The sequence below is a fragment of the Niastella koreensis GR20-10 genome (assembly GCF_000246855.1).
Lineage (GTDB): Bacteria > Bacteroidota > Bacteroidia > Chitinophagales > Chitinophagaceae > Niastella > Niastella koreensis.
This window is the reverse complement of record NC_016609.1, coordinates 330,666-346,181: the sequence shown is the minus strand read 5'-3', so window position 1 is coordinate 346,181 and position 15,516 is coordinate 330,666. Positions and strand designations below refer to the sequence as shown.

The 15,516-nt window shown below is 45.1% G+C and carries 11 protein-coding genes and 1 tRNA gene; 5 read left to right on the top strand and 7 right to left on the bottom strand.

The features are described 5' to 3' along the window. Nucleotides 1-10 precede the first annotated feature (10 nt). The 3 genes from NIAKO_RS01385 to NIAKO_RS01375 form a co-directional block, all read right to left on the bottom strand. Nucleotides 11-760: an SDR family oxidoreductase gene (locus NIAKO_RS01385; protein WP_014216592.1), complete on the bottom strand. Its 750-nt coding sequence runs from the start codon at nucleotides 758-760 to the stop codon at nucleotides 11-13. 71 nt (nucleotides 761-831) lie between these two features. Beyond that, the gene (locus NIAKO_RS01380; RefSeq protein WP_014216591.1) at nucleotides 832-1,416 is read right to left on the bottom strand and encodes a TetR/AcrR family transcriptional regulator; all 585 of its coding nucleotides are present in this window, start codon (nucleotides 1,414-1,416) and stop codon (nucleotides 832-834) included. Between the two features lie 83 nt (nucleotides 1,417-1,499). Beyond that, nucleotides 1,500-3,314: a UvrD-helicase domain-containing protein gene (locus NIAKO_RS01375; RefSeq protein ID WP_014216590.1), complete on the bottom strand. Its 1,815-nt coding sequence runs from the start codon at nucleotides 3,312-3,314 to the stop codon at nucleotides 1,500-1,502. Nucleotides 3,315-3,633: 319 nt separating this feature from the next. On the opposite strand from NIAKO_RS01375, the gene NIAKO_RS01370 reads away from it, so the two are divergent. Both NIAKO_RS01370 and NIAKO_RS01360 read left to right on the top strand, forming a co-directional pair. Further along, nucleotides 3,634-3,707: transfer RNA gene (locus tag NIAKO_RS01370), tRNA-Met, on the top strand. Nucleotides 3,708-4,689: 982 nt separating this feature from the next. Further along, nucleotides 4,690-5,520, top strand: coding sequence for a transglutaminase-like domain-containing protein (locus NIAKO_RS01360; protein WP_014216589.1), 831 nt, complete (start codon nucleotides 4,690-4,692; stop codon nucleotides 5,518-5,520). 701 nt (nucleotides 5,521-6,221) lie between these two features. Here the strand turns inward: NIAKO_RS01360 and NIAKO_RS01355 are convergent. The 3 genes from NIAKO_RS01355 to NIAKO_RS36290 all read right to left on the bottom strand — a co-directional run bounded on the left by NIAKO_RS01355 (nucleotide 6,222) and on the right by NIAKO_RS36290 (nucleotide 10,733). After that, nucleotides 6,222-8,618, bottom strand: coding sequence for an ABC transporter permease (locus tag NIAKO_RS01355; protein ID WP_014216588.1), 2,397 nt, complete (start codon nucleotides 8,616-8,618; stop codon nucleotides 6,222-6,224). Between the two features lie 364 nt (nucleotides 8,619-8,982). Next, entirely contained in the window at nucleotides 8,983-9,693 is a 711-nt protein-coding gene (locus NIAKO_RS01350; protein ID WP_014216587.1) for a LytR/AlgR family response regulator transcription factor, read from the bottom strand. Next, entirely contained in the window at nucleotides 9,690-10,733 is a 1,044-nt protein-coding gene (locus NIAKO_RS36290) for a sensor histidine kinase (RefSeq protein WP_165761231.1), read from the bottom strand. The genes NIAKO_RS01350 and NIAKO_RS36290 overlap by 4 nt, the downstream gene beginning before the upstream one ends. Nucleotides 10,734-10,896: 163 nt before the next feature. Between NIAKO_RS36290 and NIAKO_RS01340 the strand changes: the two genes are divergently transcribed. Both NIAKO_RS01340 and NIAKO_RS01335 read left to right on the top strand, forming a co-directional pair. Further along, the gene (locus NIAKO_RS01340) at nucleotides 10,897-11,700 is read left to right on the top strand and encodes a DUF3108 domain-containing protein (RefSeq protein ID WP_041346187.1); all 804 of its coding nucleotides are present in this window, start codon (nucleotides 10,897-10,899) and stop codon (nucleotides 11,698-11,700) included. 296 nt (nucleotides 11,701-11,996) lie between these two features. Then, a complete protein-coding gene (locus NIAKO_RS01335) occupies nucleotides 11,997-13,373 on the top strand; it encodes a polysaccharide lyase 6 family protein (protein WP_014216584.1) in 1,377 nt (458 codons plus the stop codon). A 94-nt stretch (nucleotides 13,374-13,467) separates the two neighbouring features. On the opposite strand, the gene NIAKO_RS01330 is transcribed toward NIAKO_RS01335, so the two are convergent. Next, nucleotides 13,468-14,466: a GlxA family transcriptional regulator gene (locus tag NIAKO_RS01330; protein ID WP_014216583.1), complete on the bottom strand. Its 999-nt coding sequence runs from the start codon at nucleotides 14,464-14,466 to the stop codon at nucleotides 13,468-13,470. Nucleotides 14,467-14,592: 126 nt separating this feature from the next. On the opposite strand from NIAKO_RS01330, the gene NIAKO_RS01325 reads away from it, so the two are divergent. Next, complete coding sequence (locus NIAKO_RS01325) at nucleotides 14,593-15,507, top strand: alpha/beta hydrolase (RefSeq protein WP_014216582.1); 915 nt, start codon at nucleotides 14,593-14,595, stop codon at nucleotides 15,505-15,507. Nucleotides 15,508-15,516: the final 9 nt, after the last annotated feature.

Genomic DNA, 15,516 nt, shown 5'->3' with positions numbered 1-15,516 from the left:
TCACTTGTTTTTAAGCCTCTATTCCATTGAACTGCTTTAAAGTAACTTCAGGGGCCTGCCGGTAAGCCGGGTACACTTCTTTTGTTTGTCCGTTTCTTACAGCATACTCATCTGTTAACAATGCATTGTACAGGTCCAGCGCCACCTCATCTGGTGATAATTTATCAGCCTCGAAAGCTTTGGTAAGATCTGTATCAACAAATGGCGGAAACACTTCAAATACTTTGATGTGAGGATTCGAGGCTTCCAATGTTAACCGCAATGCCAGTGCATAAGAATGCAACGCTGCTTTAGTGGCGCTATAGGTAGGTATTGAGAGAGAAGGCAGATAAGAAACGATTGATTCAATATTAACGATCGCCGCTTCTTTTCTGGCTTTCAAAACAGGCAGAAAACGTTCAGTGAGATTTACTACCGACAGGTAATTCAACTCCATTTCAAATTTGGCATTTTCATACACCTTACCCGATTCACTATCCAGCGGATTATAGAAACCGGTACCTGCATTGTTTACGAGTATGTCTAACCCACCGAATTTGTTTTTTACCTGTTCAACCAGGTTGGCTACATCAGCATCTTTCGTAACATCAGTAACTATGTAAGATGCGTTGGGTAATTTAGCAACGGCATCTTTCAGCACGTCTTCCCTTCTGCCGGCGAGTATAATGTTATTACCATTTCCTGATAATTTTTTGGCAATAGCAAAGCCAATGCCTGTACCTCCTCCGGTAACGAGGATGGTTTTGTTTGTGATGTTCATATTATTATGTTTTAAATGATTGTCTTCCTTTATTTTATACCGATCGGTATATTTATGGTCAAAAAAAAGGACTATTGGCAATAGTCATTAATTTCCTGTCTTAACAAGTCGATGATCAGCTGCATTTGCTTAGGCGATCCCTGCACACGGGAGATCCACATGCCACCTTCGATCATGGCGAAGGCTTTTATAGCGAATGCATCAGCATCTAACGTCTCTTTAAACTCCCCGGCTTCTATTCCTGCACGGATTATTTTTGCAAATGTGCCTTGTGTATGCAGAATAGCTTTGTTTACTTTTATTTTCACCGCAGGATTGGTATCGTCTGCTTCCGTTCCAAAATTCAAAAGCGGGCAACCATAATTGTCTGCCGTTACGTTATTCAAATAATAACCAAAAATGGCTTCCAGCTTCCCGCGGTTGTTGGTTGCACGCGACATAGCCTGGCTCATATCAGCGCCTACCCTTTTTACCAGGTAGTCAAAAGCTTCCAGGCAGATCTCGTCTTTACTTTCAAAGTTCCCATACACACTACCCTTTGTAAGACTTGTAGCCTCAACAATATCATTGATAGAGGTGCCAGCCATTCCCTTTTTATTGATGATGGGCGCCGCCTTCTCTACTATAAAATGTCTTGTACGTTCTGCTTTTGTCATAACGACACAAAAATATACCGATTGGTATAATTCACCAAATATTTTCCTTTCTTTTTTAAAAACAGATTATAACCCGTTGATTATTATTCATCTTCAAAATAGTGGTTTAATTTCCTGAGGCGGGAAATAATGTCTCCCCTGGTTGTCCCGAAATGAACAGCAATTTTCCCAAGGGACGTACCATTATCATAATGGATTTTCAGTTCATGATCCAGTTCGGGTGTCCAGGTTTTGCGGGTTATCCTGGAAGTATCCTTTTTTAAAACATTGTATGCTCTTTCTTTGGGCGCGGTGGTAACCAGTTTCTTTTTAGCAGTAACCGGTTTTAACACTGTTTTTTCAACAGCATTATAATTAATCTCCGTTCCCCTGGGTTTTACTTTGATTATCCGGGCAGAAGCAGGAAATTCCTTTGGCAACAGCGTCTCCGGGATAAATAATTTGTTGCGCGTGCGGGTGATGGCTACATAGAGCAGGTTGATCTCCTCGCTCAGGCGGGCCGTGTCGAAAGAGGCGGTCTTGTCGCTTTTATGCTTTTCTTTCAGGTCTTTCAATTTCCCCTCAGACAGAAAATCGTTTACCAGGTGCACTACATCATATTCCATTCCCTTTGCACGGTGCACAGTGGAAAAGATCATTTCTGCCTTGTTCCTGTTCTCATCACCTGTATGTAATTCTTTCAACGATTTAATAATGTTATGCACCTCATTGCCATACTCGCGAACAATTTCAATCATGGTTGCCAGCTGGTGGTCTTCTGTTTTCTCTACATACTCTTCCAGTTCGTCGAGGTCTTTCATGGAACCCACCAGTTGGTCGCGGATGCGGTCACGACTGCCATTGTATAAATTCAATACATCGTACAATGAAGTGCCATCATCGCCATAAGTGTAAGAATTGATGTTCCCTTCAAAATAGATGTGTTTTACTTTATTATCAGTAATGTAATCGATGGCATTCAACAACAAACCCAGATTGGTGCGGGCGATGGTAGCTTTAACGGTATCCTTTTTCCCTTCGCCCTTGCCTGCAATAGCAACCGGTTGGGTTTCGGACAAATGATTTTTCCAGGCCAGCACCTCAATTGCCAGGTTGGCAATTTCCTGGGTGAACCGGAAACTGGTCGACAATTGTAAGGTGTTGAAGTTGGCTTTGTCCAGCGAGTTAACCGCATGCCGCCAGCCGTAGATCTGTTGATGCGTATCGCCCACAATCACTTTGATAGCCGTTTGCTTCATGAACACATCGAGCATGGCGCCGGAAGCGTCCTGCGCTTCATCAAAAAGAATGTAATCGTAAGGCAGGTCGGGGTTCGATAATTGAAATTTCTTCAGGTAGAAATCGTGGGTGATCTCAATATCACCGCGGTCCATTTTCGCCAGCAACAGCCGGGTGCCATCCTCAATGAATTTATAATAGGAGCGCACAAATGCCTTGGCATTTGCATCCACAATGGTATCGAGATAATTGAGGTCCTGCACTTTTGCCTTATCGCTATTGCAGAAATAAGCAACGAACTTACTGATGTGATTGGCCACTACAAACTCTGCATGCTTTTCTTCATTGCCGCGGATATCGAGCAACTTACAGATCTCACTGTTCTTATACCCTTGCGCTTTTACTTTGTAGTTATACCTGAATACGATATGCTTGTATGCCAGCGAGTGCGCTGTTTCCACCTTTGTATTGGTAAGGCCATACTCTTCAAACCTGCGGGTAGCTTCCAACTTTACCGATTTATTAAATGCCAGGTACAGGATGCGGGCATTTTTGGGCCGGGAAGCGGCATATTCAATAATGGTAGTGGTTTTGCCCGAGCCAGCCACTGCATTGATACGGAGATTGCCGATTGATTTTATGACAGCGGATTGCTGTTCAGTCAATTTTTGTTTACTCATAGCCACACAGTCTTTAGAAAATAAAAAAGGCTCCTATGCCGAGCCTTTTACCAGGATGCGAAGATGGGCGTTTTTTGGGGGTATTTTCGAATTGGGGCGCTGATTTTTTCCCCTTTTCAGGTCTGAAATCCATCTTCAGCGGCTGAAAAGCCATTTTTCTTAAATAATTGTGGCCTAACTGCTTAATAAAATTTTACGGGAAACGATTTTTTTCTATTTTTGCACCCCATTATTCAAGGCACGGTAAAATGTGCGGGAATAAGGGAAAAGCGTTGGATTCATATCCGCCAGCTGGTGGACTCGGGTTCAACTCATAATTGGCGGGATAGCTCAGGTGGTTAGAGCGTTGGATTCATAACCCAAAGGTCTCGGGTTCAACTCCCGATCCCGCTACAAGGAAAAGGCTTCACGAAAGTGGAGCCTTTTTTATTTGCATTAAGCGTTGGATTCATATCCGCCGGCTGGCGGACTCGGGTTCAACTCCCGATCCCGCTACAAGGAAAAGGCTTCACGAAAGTGGAGCCTTTTTTATTTGCATTAAGCGTTGGATTCATATCCGCCGGCTGGCGGACTCGGGTTCAACTCCCGATCCCGCTACAAGGAAAAGGCTTCACGAAAGTGGAGCCTTTTTTATTTGCATTAAGCGTTGGATTCATATCCGCCGGCTGGCGGACTCGGGTTCAACTCCCGATCCCGCTACAAGGAAAAGGCTTCACGAAAGTGGAGCCTTTTTTATTTGCATTAAGCGTTGGATTCATATCCGCCGGCTGGCGGACTCGGGTTCAACTCCCGATCCCGCTACAAGGAAAAGGCGGATCAAGAGAAAAAATCGGGGGATTTGAAGAGGTATGTGCAAATATTGTTGTTGCGAACTTTTCAGCAAAAATTCCATACTTCTCCCATAGAATGACTGATTTTTCTAATCTTATTGTAAACGTTCGGGCAAAAGTTGCGAACTTCTGCCATTGTTGCGAACTTTTCGACATAAGTTGCTTATTATACCGCATTTCCAACTGACTATGACTCATTAATGCTGAACATTATGGCATTTGTTGCGAATTTGAGGCTATTTGCACAACTTCAGAGCACAAGTAGCGGACCTGGAGCCTATACTTTTAAACATTGGCGCAAAAGTTTAAGATCTACAGTAAAAGGTGGTTACTTACGCGTCAAAGTTCGCTACTTACGCATCAAAGTTCGAAATTGATGACTTATTTAGAAATATTGATGACTTATATCAGGCTGCGAATATAGTGGGGTACTGAGAACAGAGAGTGAAGCCTTTGGCCTGCATATCCGGCGTGGGAAGGCTCTTCTAAATCCCCCAATTTTTCAATCTGATCCGATTTCTCCACAAATTCAATTATATTGATGCATGGAATTTAATGTGAGCGCAGATCTTGTTTACAATGCAGAAGAAGCTGGTACGCTGGTATTGAATATACGGCCTTTAAAAGTGATAAAGGAAACATTACTCATTGATCCCCGTACAATTAATTACGTAGATTATTTTTCGGATATGAACAGGCTATTAATGCTGCCCGTTTCAGAACCTGGAGAAATCAGGATTTCATATAATGCCACTGCACTCAATGAGTTTAATTATGTAGATTTTTCTAATCTTGGGCCATCATCGATCTCGCAAATGGATCCATCTGTATTATTATACCTCAATCCAAGCAGGTATTGCCAGTCGGATAAATTGTTAAGATTCACCATGCACTTATTTGGACATATTGAAAATGAATTCGAGAAAGTAATTAGCATTACCGAATGGATATATACGAATGTTGAATACCTGAGTGGTTCAACCACCAGCGGTACTTCTGCTTATGATACAATTACAGAACAAGCTGGCGTTTGCAGGGATTTTGCCCATTTAGGAATTGCATTATGCCGGGCATTAGATATTCCTGCACGTTATTGTTCGGTTTATGCCTATAATCTGGAACCGGCTGATTTTCATGCCTGTTTTGAAGCCTGGTTATCCGGTCACTGGATCATTTTCGACGCAACGAAACTGGCGCCACTCAATGGCTTTGTAAAAATTTCCATGGGGCGTGATGCAGCCGATACGTCTATAGCTAATTTATTCGGTAAAATAATCCCACAATCGACGAACATAAATTCCTACAAATCCCAGGGTGTAATTGAACCTGTTTTTTATTACCCGGGCAGCACTATAGGGCTATCATATATAGAATAGCTGTCCGGCTCTATGGTAATTCTATCTCGTAGTGGAAGTTTGGCATCTTTACGCCTATTGCTAATGTTATGTGCTCACCTACTCTTACCTTATGCAATATTTTTACTAAACTTTAATTCATCCTCGTTCATTTATGCAATGGCCTTTACTAACAATGTGTCAACCCTTACTCATTATAGTTAATGAAACACCAATTATATCCTGCCAATTCTTATAAAAAGATCTTCCAGTACCAACATTGGATCATTAGTTCGTTAGATTAGTCCATATCTTCTTAACTTATGCATATATCTTTAGGACTCTTCATGGTAAATAAGCAACTTATGCTCCAAAGTTATGCAGGTATCAGTCAATCTTGTGTAGGGTTGTCCAATTGTTATACCAGGTTGCTCCAATGTTTATACAGGTTACTCCAAAGTTTATCCAGGTTACTCAAATGTTAAGTCAGGTTACTCAAATGTTGGTTCGAAATGCGGCATAGTTACTCCTGAATGCGGAATCTTTAATGAGATATGCCACAAAGTTAATGAGATGTGCCGAAAAGTTTGATCAAAATGCCGCATTGTTTGCAATATGTTGGTCAAAAATGTCAGCTGGCGGACAGTACTTCCGATCCCCTCTACGTACGCAGTTCCACCAACAAAAAATGCTCATAGGATAAAAGCCCATGAGCATTTTGCGTTTATATTCCCGTCAGGATGCTATTCAGTTCTCAAACTTTTTACAGGATTTGCGATCGCTGCTTTTATACTTTGAAAACTTACTGTTAGTAACGTTATTAACAATGCGCCAACGCCTGTTGCCATAAATACCCACCAGGAGAGCGACGTACGGTAATTGTATTTCGCCAGCCACGCATGCAGAAAATACCAGGCAATGGGAATGGAGATACAGCAGGAGAGTATGACCAGCACCACGAAATCCTTCGACAGCAGCTTCCAGAGATTGAACACCGTTGCACCCAGCACCTTCCTAACCCCAATCTCCTTGACACGCTGCTCAGCCATGAAAGAAGCCAGGCCAAACAATCCCAAACAGGAGATAAAAACGGCCAGCACGGCAAAGAAAGCCGCCAGGTGGCCAATGCGCTCTTCAGCGGCAAACTTCTTCGCATAGATGTCATCGATGAATTTGAAATCGAAGGGGCTGCCCGGATTATATTTCTTGAATATGGGCTCCATTTTGGCTAATGCTTCCCGCATCGGCATTGTCGGATTGACCCGGATCACCATACTGCCCGTATACCCACCGCAAAAGAACATCACCGGGGCCGGTTTATCATAGGGCGATTCCATTACCATATCTTTTACTACCCCTACTATAACGTGAGGGACATTGGCAAAGATGGTTCCTTTATAGTTGACGATCTCCCCTACAGGATGTTTTAGTCCCATTTGCTTCACCGCAGATTCATTCACGATCAACCCGCCCATGACAGACGCAGTATCACCCGGAAAATTCCTGGAAAAATCACGCCCTTCCACTACCTGCCAGCCCACCGTATGTCCATAATCGTAATTCACACTGAGTGTCCCGAAATTATAGGAATTGTCGGGCTCCACCCCCTTCCAGTAAAACCCACCATTACCGGAAGATATTTCGGTAGGGAGGCTATTGGTTTCTCCCATATCCGTGATGGCGCCGGATTGCAAAAGCGCAGCCCGGATGACCTCGTCGTGTTTATGCAGATCGTTCGTATTCATATTAACGGCGATAAGACCTTCCCGGTTATAGCCGACAGGTCTGTCCTTCGCGTATTTTATCTGTCGGAAAACGATGATCGTCCCGATAATGAGCGTAACCGACACCGTGAACTGTACCACCACCAGCACCTTTCGCGGAATCGCGGCCAAACGCCCCACCCGGAAGGTACCCTTCAACACTTTTATCGGCTTGAAAGCCGATAAATAAAAGGCCGGATAGCTGCCGGCGATCAGGCCGGTCAGGAACGTGAACGTAAGCAGCAGTACCCAAAAACGAACATCACCCCAGGGCAGGGACATGTGTTTCTCTGCCAGCCCATTAAAAAAGGGAAGGGAGATCAGCACCAGGAAGAGCGCCAGCATCAGGGATAAAAACGATACAGCGAGAGATTCGCTGATGAATTGTCCGATCAGTTGTGTACGCAGAGAGCCAATGGCCTTGCGTACTCCGACTTCCTTTGCCCGCCGCTCGCTCCTGGCCGTGCTCAGGTTCATGAAGTTAATACAGGCGAGCAGCAGCACGAAAATCCCGATGATGCCAAACAGCCAAACGGTTTGGATACGACCGCCGGACATTTTTCCGTTGGTAAACTCGTTGTATAAATGGAGCTTGTCCAGTGGGAACAAGGTAGCGTTTTCCGTATACCCCTTTATATGGCTGGTAGGAGCCTCCTTTACAGAGGCGGCTGCCTGTTCCATACTGACATTGTCTTTCACCTGAACATATAATGCTCCGTTATGGTTATACCAGTTGCCTTGCGGGTCCTTCGAGTTCCACCAGTTTGCCTTGTTCTCCCAAGGCATGATACAGGCAGTCTCGTAGAAAGTAGTATTCTCAGGCAGGTCGCTATACACAGCGCCCACTTTTAGTTCAATCTCATTATCGATAAGGATGATCTTGTTCATCGGGTCGGCATGCCCGAAGATCGCCAGTGCCTTGGATTGTGAGATCATACAGGTAGTGGGATCTTTCAGCACGTCCCGGCTGCCCCTGACCATATCGAGTGTAAACATCTCCGGAAAATCTTTCTCTGCATAGATGGCTATGCCCGACATTTTCTTATCACCCGCTGCCAGTATATGAGATCCCCCGTCTGCAACAAGAGATACATATTTCAGGTCCTTACCATAATTCGTACGAAGCTCGTTGCCCAGGGGCATCTGTATGGTCAGGTTGGTATAAATAGTGTCTTTATTCATATAGGGGGTCACAGCCGCCCGCGCCAGCCTATCATGGTGCTGGTAATAATGATCGAACTGAAGTTCGTCTGCTATCCACAGGCCAATCAGCAAGGCGATGGCCATGCCGAGCGCGAGACCGACAATATTGATGGAGGAAAACAGTTTGTTTTTTAGCAGATTGCGCCAGGCAATGGTGAGATAGTTTTTGAGCATGATTATCTATTTTCGATATTAAAGCCAACACCCTCAACCCGAACTACCAACCGTGTGCCTGACTAGTATACAATTGATATATAGCGCATTACGAAATCAGCAAGCCAGCCAACCTGTACGTTTTTGCTATAGCAACTGCGCGCTTTCGATACACTGGCAATTTTTTATTGAACTTTAAGTTTTATGTAATTTCCAACATCTCACTAGCTCAATGACATTGACAAGTATCTGTCTCACGTTACCAATAAGCAGATCTTCTATAAAATATATAAAACTCCGGAAGAGATCAATCAACAGAAAATAGTTCGTCTCCTAAAGGAGGCCATTAAGCCCGACAGGCAGTGGTAATATCACTATGCAGGAATTAAAAAGTGCGCAACCGAACGGCTTCCATGAACAGGTTCCTGAATTTATCACTCACAGATATCTGCCGGCCGCCTATAAAGACATGGTTATCCTGAATTTTATCAAGCCGGCTTATATTTACAATGTATGAGTGATGTACCCTTATAAAAGGGGTGGTCAATTGCTCTTCAATCTCTTTCATCCGGCGGTATATCAGCAACTGTCCGCTGGAAGCAACCAACCGTACATATTCTTTTTCCCCTTCAAAATACAGGATATCTTTCAGCAGCACCTTATGCAATGTTTTACCTGATTTAATAAAAAAATACTCCTCTGTCAAAGAAGGCGAAATCGGGTAGCTGTCGTCCTTTCTGGCAAAATGTGCTTCTATTTTTTGTACGGCTGCGTAAAAGCGTTTGAGGGTAACAGGTTTCATCAGGTAGTCGAGCGTGGGGTACCCATAGCTGTCTGCGGCATATTCCGAATAAGCTGTGGTAAATACAATATATGTATTGGCAGGCAGTAACCCTGCTAATTCCATTCCGGAAAGATGAGGCATATTTATATCCAGAAAAACAACATCCACTTCCTGGGTTTTCAGGAAAGCCAGGGCCTCCATGGCATCATAACACTTCGCCAACAATTGCCATTGAGTGGTTTGCTGGAGGAACATTTCCAGCAGGTTAACGGCATTGGGCTCATCGTCTACAATAATGCAGCGTACACTCATTGGATGGGAATTTTTAAAAATGCATGATAATATTTTCCAGCGGTCCAGGTCCTTAACTCGAAGTTATTGCCAAATAATAATGAAAGCCGTTTTTCCAGGTTCTTAATGCCAAAACCCCGGGTAGCCGTATCAGTTTGCTGAATGTGCAGCAGGTTCATTGTCTGGAATACCAGGTGCGCATCGCTTTGTACCAACGAAATATTCACCTCATTTCCGGTGATGGATTTATCGATCCCATGTTTAAAGATATTTTCAACGAAGGTCATTAATAACATGGGAGGAATACCTGTAGCAGAGTTGCATTGCCGGGTAAAGGTAATGGCTACTTCATGGCGTATGCGTATTCTTTCGAGGGCGATATAATTTTCAAGAAATTGTATCTCGGTGCCAAGTGTTACTACTTTCCTGGGACTTTCGTCAACAAAATAACGCATGATCTCTGAAAGCCGTTCAATAAAGAGCGCCGTTCGGGGCGATTCACGGTACGCTTCATAATAGATGTTGTTGAGGGTATTAAACAGAAAATGAGGCTGTACCTGGGATTTTAGCAAGTCAAGCTCAACCTGACTTTTCTGGGCAATGATTTCATCTGCTTGTTGTTTCAGGGTAAAATAGCGCAGGGCCAGCCGGATAATAAAACTGACAACGTATACTACCAGGCCGGTAAAAATACTGTAAGCAATTGCCTTTATGCCAAATGGTGTCGGCTTTTCTGCAAAGAAGCGGTTATAAATGAATAGGATGAGACCAGCCCTGGCAGTGCCTGCGAGTACCAGGAACAATATGGAACCTGTTACATATTGCACAATACGACCTTTTTCATAAAAAAAATGCATCAGAAAATTGAGGTTGCCATAAACGATGATCGCATAGAAGAGGATATTCAAAGCCGCATAAATAACCGACTGACCTGGTCCATCCATTGGAAGCATTGAAAAAAAGGTAACCAGGAACATGATTCCCCAAATGACGTACTGCAGTTGTACAGGACTTGCTTTCCTGTTAGAAAAGTTCATCGTTAAAATTACAATGAATTTCATGATCCCGGCTTTTTTTTCAACCATCCCCCGTTTACGTTCAACCAGCTGGCTTATTGAAGAAGGTCGTTGCTTTGTTAGATGATACAGGCTTTCTATTGAACCCTTTTTTTTATACAGACCGTTACAAAGAAATTTATGTACATCTAATCATTACATGATACATATGGAAAAAATTACCCATTGGATATTGATGATTATCCACCTGCTGATCTTACTGCTAACTACCGGGAATATTTTATTTGCCCAGGCAGACACCGTATACCCAGGCTCACAGCATTTGCATACAGGGTTTCTTAAGCCGGGGCTTACCCAATACCTGGTTTTTCACCAGTTTCCTCAACACAACAAAATGCTGCTGTTCCAGTATTGGGTGCGGGATATCAGCATCGAAAAGAAAAATGGAATAGAAGTATTTACTATCCGGGAACACTGGTATACTGCTGATAGTAACGAGTACCGTACGTTTTTATCAGTTGGCAGTTTGAAAGATTTTACGCCGTTGTATCATTCAGCGACAGGCAGCGGCAAAATGGCGGCCTATAATTGGGGCAACACAGGTATTGAAGGGGCCGATACAGTGAATGGAAATACAAAAAAAGACTTTCACCTGGCATTTGACCGGCCTAATTTTAACTGGCACCTGGATATAGAGACCTTTGAAATGCTCCCGCTGGCAATTGGAAAAACCTTTGTAATTAATTTTTATGATGCCGGATTAACCCCACCAGCATATGTAACCTATAAAGTAACGGGCAGTGAAACACTTCGTACGTTGGATAACCGGCAGGTAGCCTGCTGGAAGCTGTCAACATCGGGATCATATAACGGCAAATCATATACACAAACATTCTGGATCAGCCAAAAGGAGCATGAGTTTTTGAAGGAAGAAGATGCATTTGATGGCAGGTTACGTTATAAAGTTAAGCTACCGGGATTAACACCGGATATCCTTCGGGGGCACCTGTAGCTGAAATAGGAGATCTATTGCGGTATCAATTTATGATCCATTCAGGTTTATCTGAACCAGACTATAATTACCCACGGCACATCATGTGTCGTGGGTAATTTTTAAGTTGTAAATATACATTAACGAAAGGCCAATCCGCCACAACTGTATAACACGCTGTGTCTTTAAATTTACCTTGCTCCATCTGGTTATTTGCAAATAAGCCATCACGTAAGATTACTGCCAGTAATTGGTTTTGATCCGGACCTCAGAAACTATTAATCATTAACCACTTATTAAAGTCAAATAACTTGCCAATGAAAAGTGTATCATCCAACCTTTGCACGGTTGTGAACAACCGGCTATTGCCTTTCCTGTTTGTAACAATTTTTTCTTCTGTCGCCTGCAAAAAAACATTGGAGGGCTCCAAAGCAGTTACTAACCATAACACTCCAACAGAACAAAAAACGCTTGCGGCACTTGCCACTACCTTCAATGTAGCTAACAATTCGCAATTAAATACAGCTATGGCAGCTGCCGTTTCGGGCGATAAGATTATCCTGGCCAATGGAACATACACGGGTTTTACGGTCACTAAAAGCGGTATTACGATCCAGGCCGCCAATAAAGGCAGCGCTGTTGTTTCTTCCGGTATAATCCGGCTGAGCAAGGTTTCCTCGGTGACAGTACAGGGACTGAAGATCACCACCGCGGGTTCAACCCAAACGGTAGATGGCGAATCCTTTCCCGTAGCAGTATGGTTTGAAGCCAGCAACAGTTGCCGCCTCGCCGGCAGTACAGTAACCCTAAGCGGTCAGGCCAGTGGTACCCAATGGGTAATGTTGAGTGGAAACAGCAACAATAACCGCGTTGATCACAATGAATTTGGGCCCAACAGCGTAAAAGGCCATTATATTTTCGTGCGCGGAAACCGCACCGGTATAACGGTCCCCGCAGACCGCACCGACTGGGCTAATGGCAACGGCCCCAACAATCCCAATATGGCCCGCAATACCCGCATCGATCATAACTACTTCCATGACATGGCCGCCAGTACCGGGGAAATAATGGTGCTTGGCGGAATAGGCGTGGCTGGCGACTACCAACTCACCAATACCCTCGTGGAAAGCAATCTTTTTGTTAACTGCGATGGTGATGCGGAAATTATTTCCATCAAAAGTTCCAGCAATACGGTCCGTACCAATACCTTCCGCACATCGGTAGGTACCATCTCATCCCGGGCGGGAAATAATAATACCATTTCCGGCAACCTGATGCTACAGGCAGGGAAAACCGGCACCGGCGGTATCAAGATCTATGAAAAGAACCACATCGTTACCGGCAATTATGTTGACAATCCCCAGGACTACGGGTTCGTATTGGGCGCAGGCGACAGCTATACCAGTTCAAACTTTAGTCATGCGCAGGTGTTCAATGCCAGTGTTACAAACAATATCTGGATCAACCTGAATACCCGGGGTGTTATCATTGGCCATGGCAGTAATGATATGTTGCCGCCTACCGGTTGCACATTCTCCAACAACGCGCTTCGGGGCAGCGCTTCAACGCTTCTCGACCTGCGGTTACCTGGCAATACTGTATTTTCCAACAATACCACCAGCGGGTCAAACCCGGCTATGCCGGGTACCCCATTGACGACATCCGATACCGGTCCGGGCAGTTATAGTTATTAATTATATCAAAGAGGCCGTCATTATTTTGACGGCCTCTATCAATTATATGCCAATGTGAATTACAAACTTGCTATCCATTAAAATGATGGCAAATTCATTTTACCAGTCTGCCATTACTGCCGGGTTCTTTCCTCGAATACCGTTTCCGGTAGTCCCTGGGGGAGAGCCCTGTGAGTCGTTTGAAGATCAGCCTGAATGTTTTAATATCCTCATAACCCGTACGGTCCATGACCTGATCCAGGGAACAATCCTCATTTTCCAACGCTTTCTTTGCCGCTTCAACCCGAACCCGCTGCAGGTATTCGATGGGGGTATTATTGGTGGCGGCCTTGAAACGGCGGATAAAATTCCGCTTTCCCGTATTGCATAACGCCGACACCTGTTCGATGGTGAGGTCTGAGGCATAGTGTTCCTCGATGTAAGACTGGGATTTCAGGATCTCTTCGTCCCCATGTTGACGCTGACCGGTAAAGACCGCGAAATGCGCCTGACTGGTATAATCGATGTCTATGGAGTACCGCTTACTTACAGCCAGGGCTGTCTCCCTGCCACAGAATTTCTCGATAATGTATAAGACCAGCTTCAATGCCGAGAAGGCGCCGCCACTGGTATAAACGCCCTCCTGGTCTGTGATGATCCGGTCAGACTGCACCCTTACCAGGGGATACCGCCACTGCATTTCGCCGGCAGCAGCCCAATGGGAGGTAGCGACCTTTCCATTCAGCAGACCAGCCTCGGCCAGAAAAAAGCTGCCCACACACATGCTGGCTATTTCTGCGCCGCAACGATGCATCTCTCCTATCCAGTGGATCACGTCCCGGTATTTATGGAGGATGGTAGAAATTTCTCCCTTGAAACCCGGAATAATAACCAGATTGGTCAGGCTCACCCTGTCGATGGTAGTATAACAGATGAATTGGGCCGGTACATCCAGCTGAATATTTTTTGCTTTTTCACCCACCAGCTCTAACCGGAAAGCCTCCGGTCGTCCGGACTCCATCAGGTAATGGTTCGTTCCGTAGAACAGATCAATTACACCGCCGATGGCGGATGAATAGACGTCCTCGTGGAGAAGCAGGGAAATGGTCTTCATGGCATTTCGTGTATTGACTGCTGCAAATTTACCGCGAATTCATGTCATAAATACCCCCTGAAGAAGTCACAAATACCTGTTTTATTTACCAGTGCCGGGCGGCAATTTTATCCCTCAAATTTTAAAATGATGACAACAGCAAGCAAACCAATTGAGGCAGTTGGCCAATGGTGGCGCACGATCGCTGCCGCTGCCAACCAGCATGCCTCCCTGGAAGCAGCGCGGGACTTTGGGGAAGGATGGGCAAGCCTTACACCAGAGCCAGGCGGTGTGGATTATATTGAAGTGGATGCCGGGGGTGTTCCTGCCCTCTGGGTTGTTCCGAAACAATGCGCTACAGAACGGGTACTTCTGGGCTTTCATGGTGGAGGCTTTTTTACCGGGTCCATGTATACTCACCGGAAGCTTTTCGCTCATTTCGCCAAGGCGATCGGCTGCCGGGCCCTGATCCTGCAATACCGGTATGCCCCGGAAAACCCTTATCCGGCCCAATTAAATGACGCACTGAACGCTTATACGTGGCTGCTGGATCAGGGCATCATGGCGCCGCATATCGCATTCATCGGCGACTCTGCCGGGGGCAATCTCTGCATAACAACTATGCTGCTGGCCCGTGACCGGGGCCTTCCCCTGCCGGCAGCCGCTATGCCCATATCTCCCTGGTACGATATGGAAGGCGTCATGGACTCGCTCGTTTATAACCAGGGCAAGGACCTGCTGTTCACAAAGGAATGGGTACAGGCTATAGCCGGGATGTATCTGGGCGCTCAGGGAAATCCCCGCGACCCTTATGCGAATCCTTTGTATGCAGACCTGAAGGGTCTTCCTCCCATCTATCTTCAGGTGGGTGGTGACGAACTTCTGCTGAACGATAGCACGGCTATGGCGGAGCTGGCCAAAAAAGCTGGTGTAGACGTTCGCATCGATATCTTCCCCGGCATGCAGCATACCTTCCAGATGGCTGTGGGAAGAGCCCCGGAGGCTACAGATGCCGTGGAAAGGTACGTAGCCTGGGTAAAACCGAAACTTGGATTAGTATAACTGAAGAAC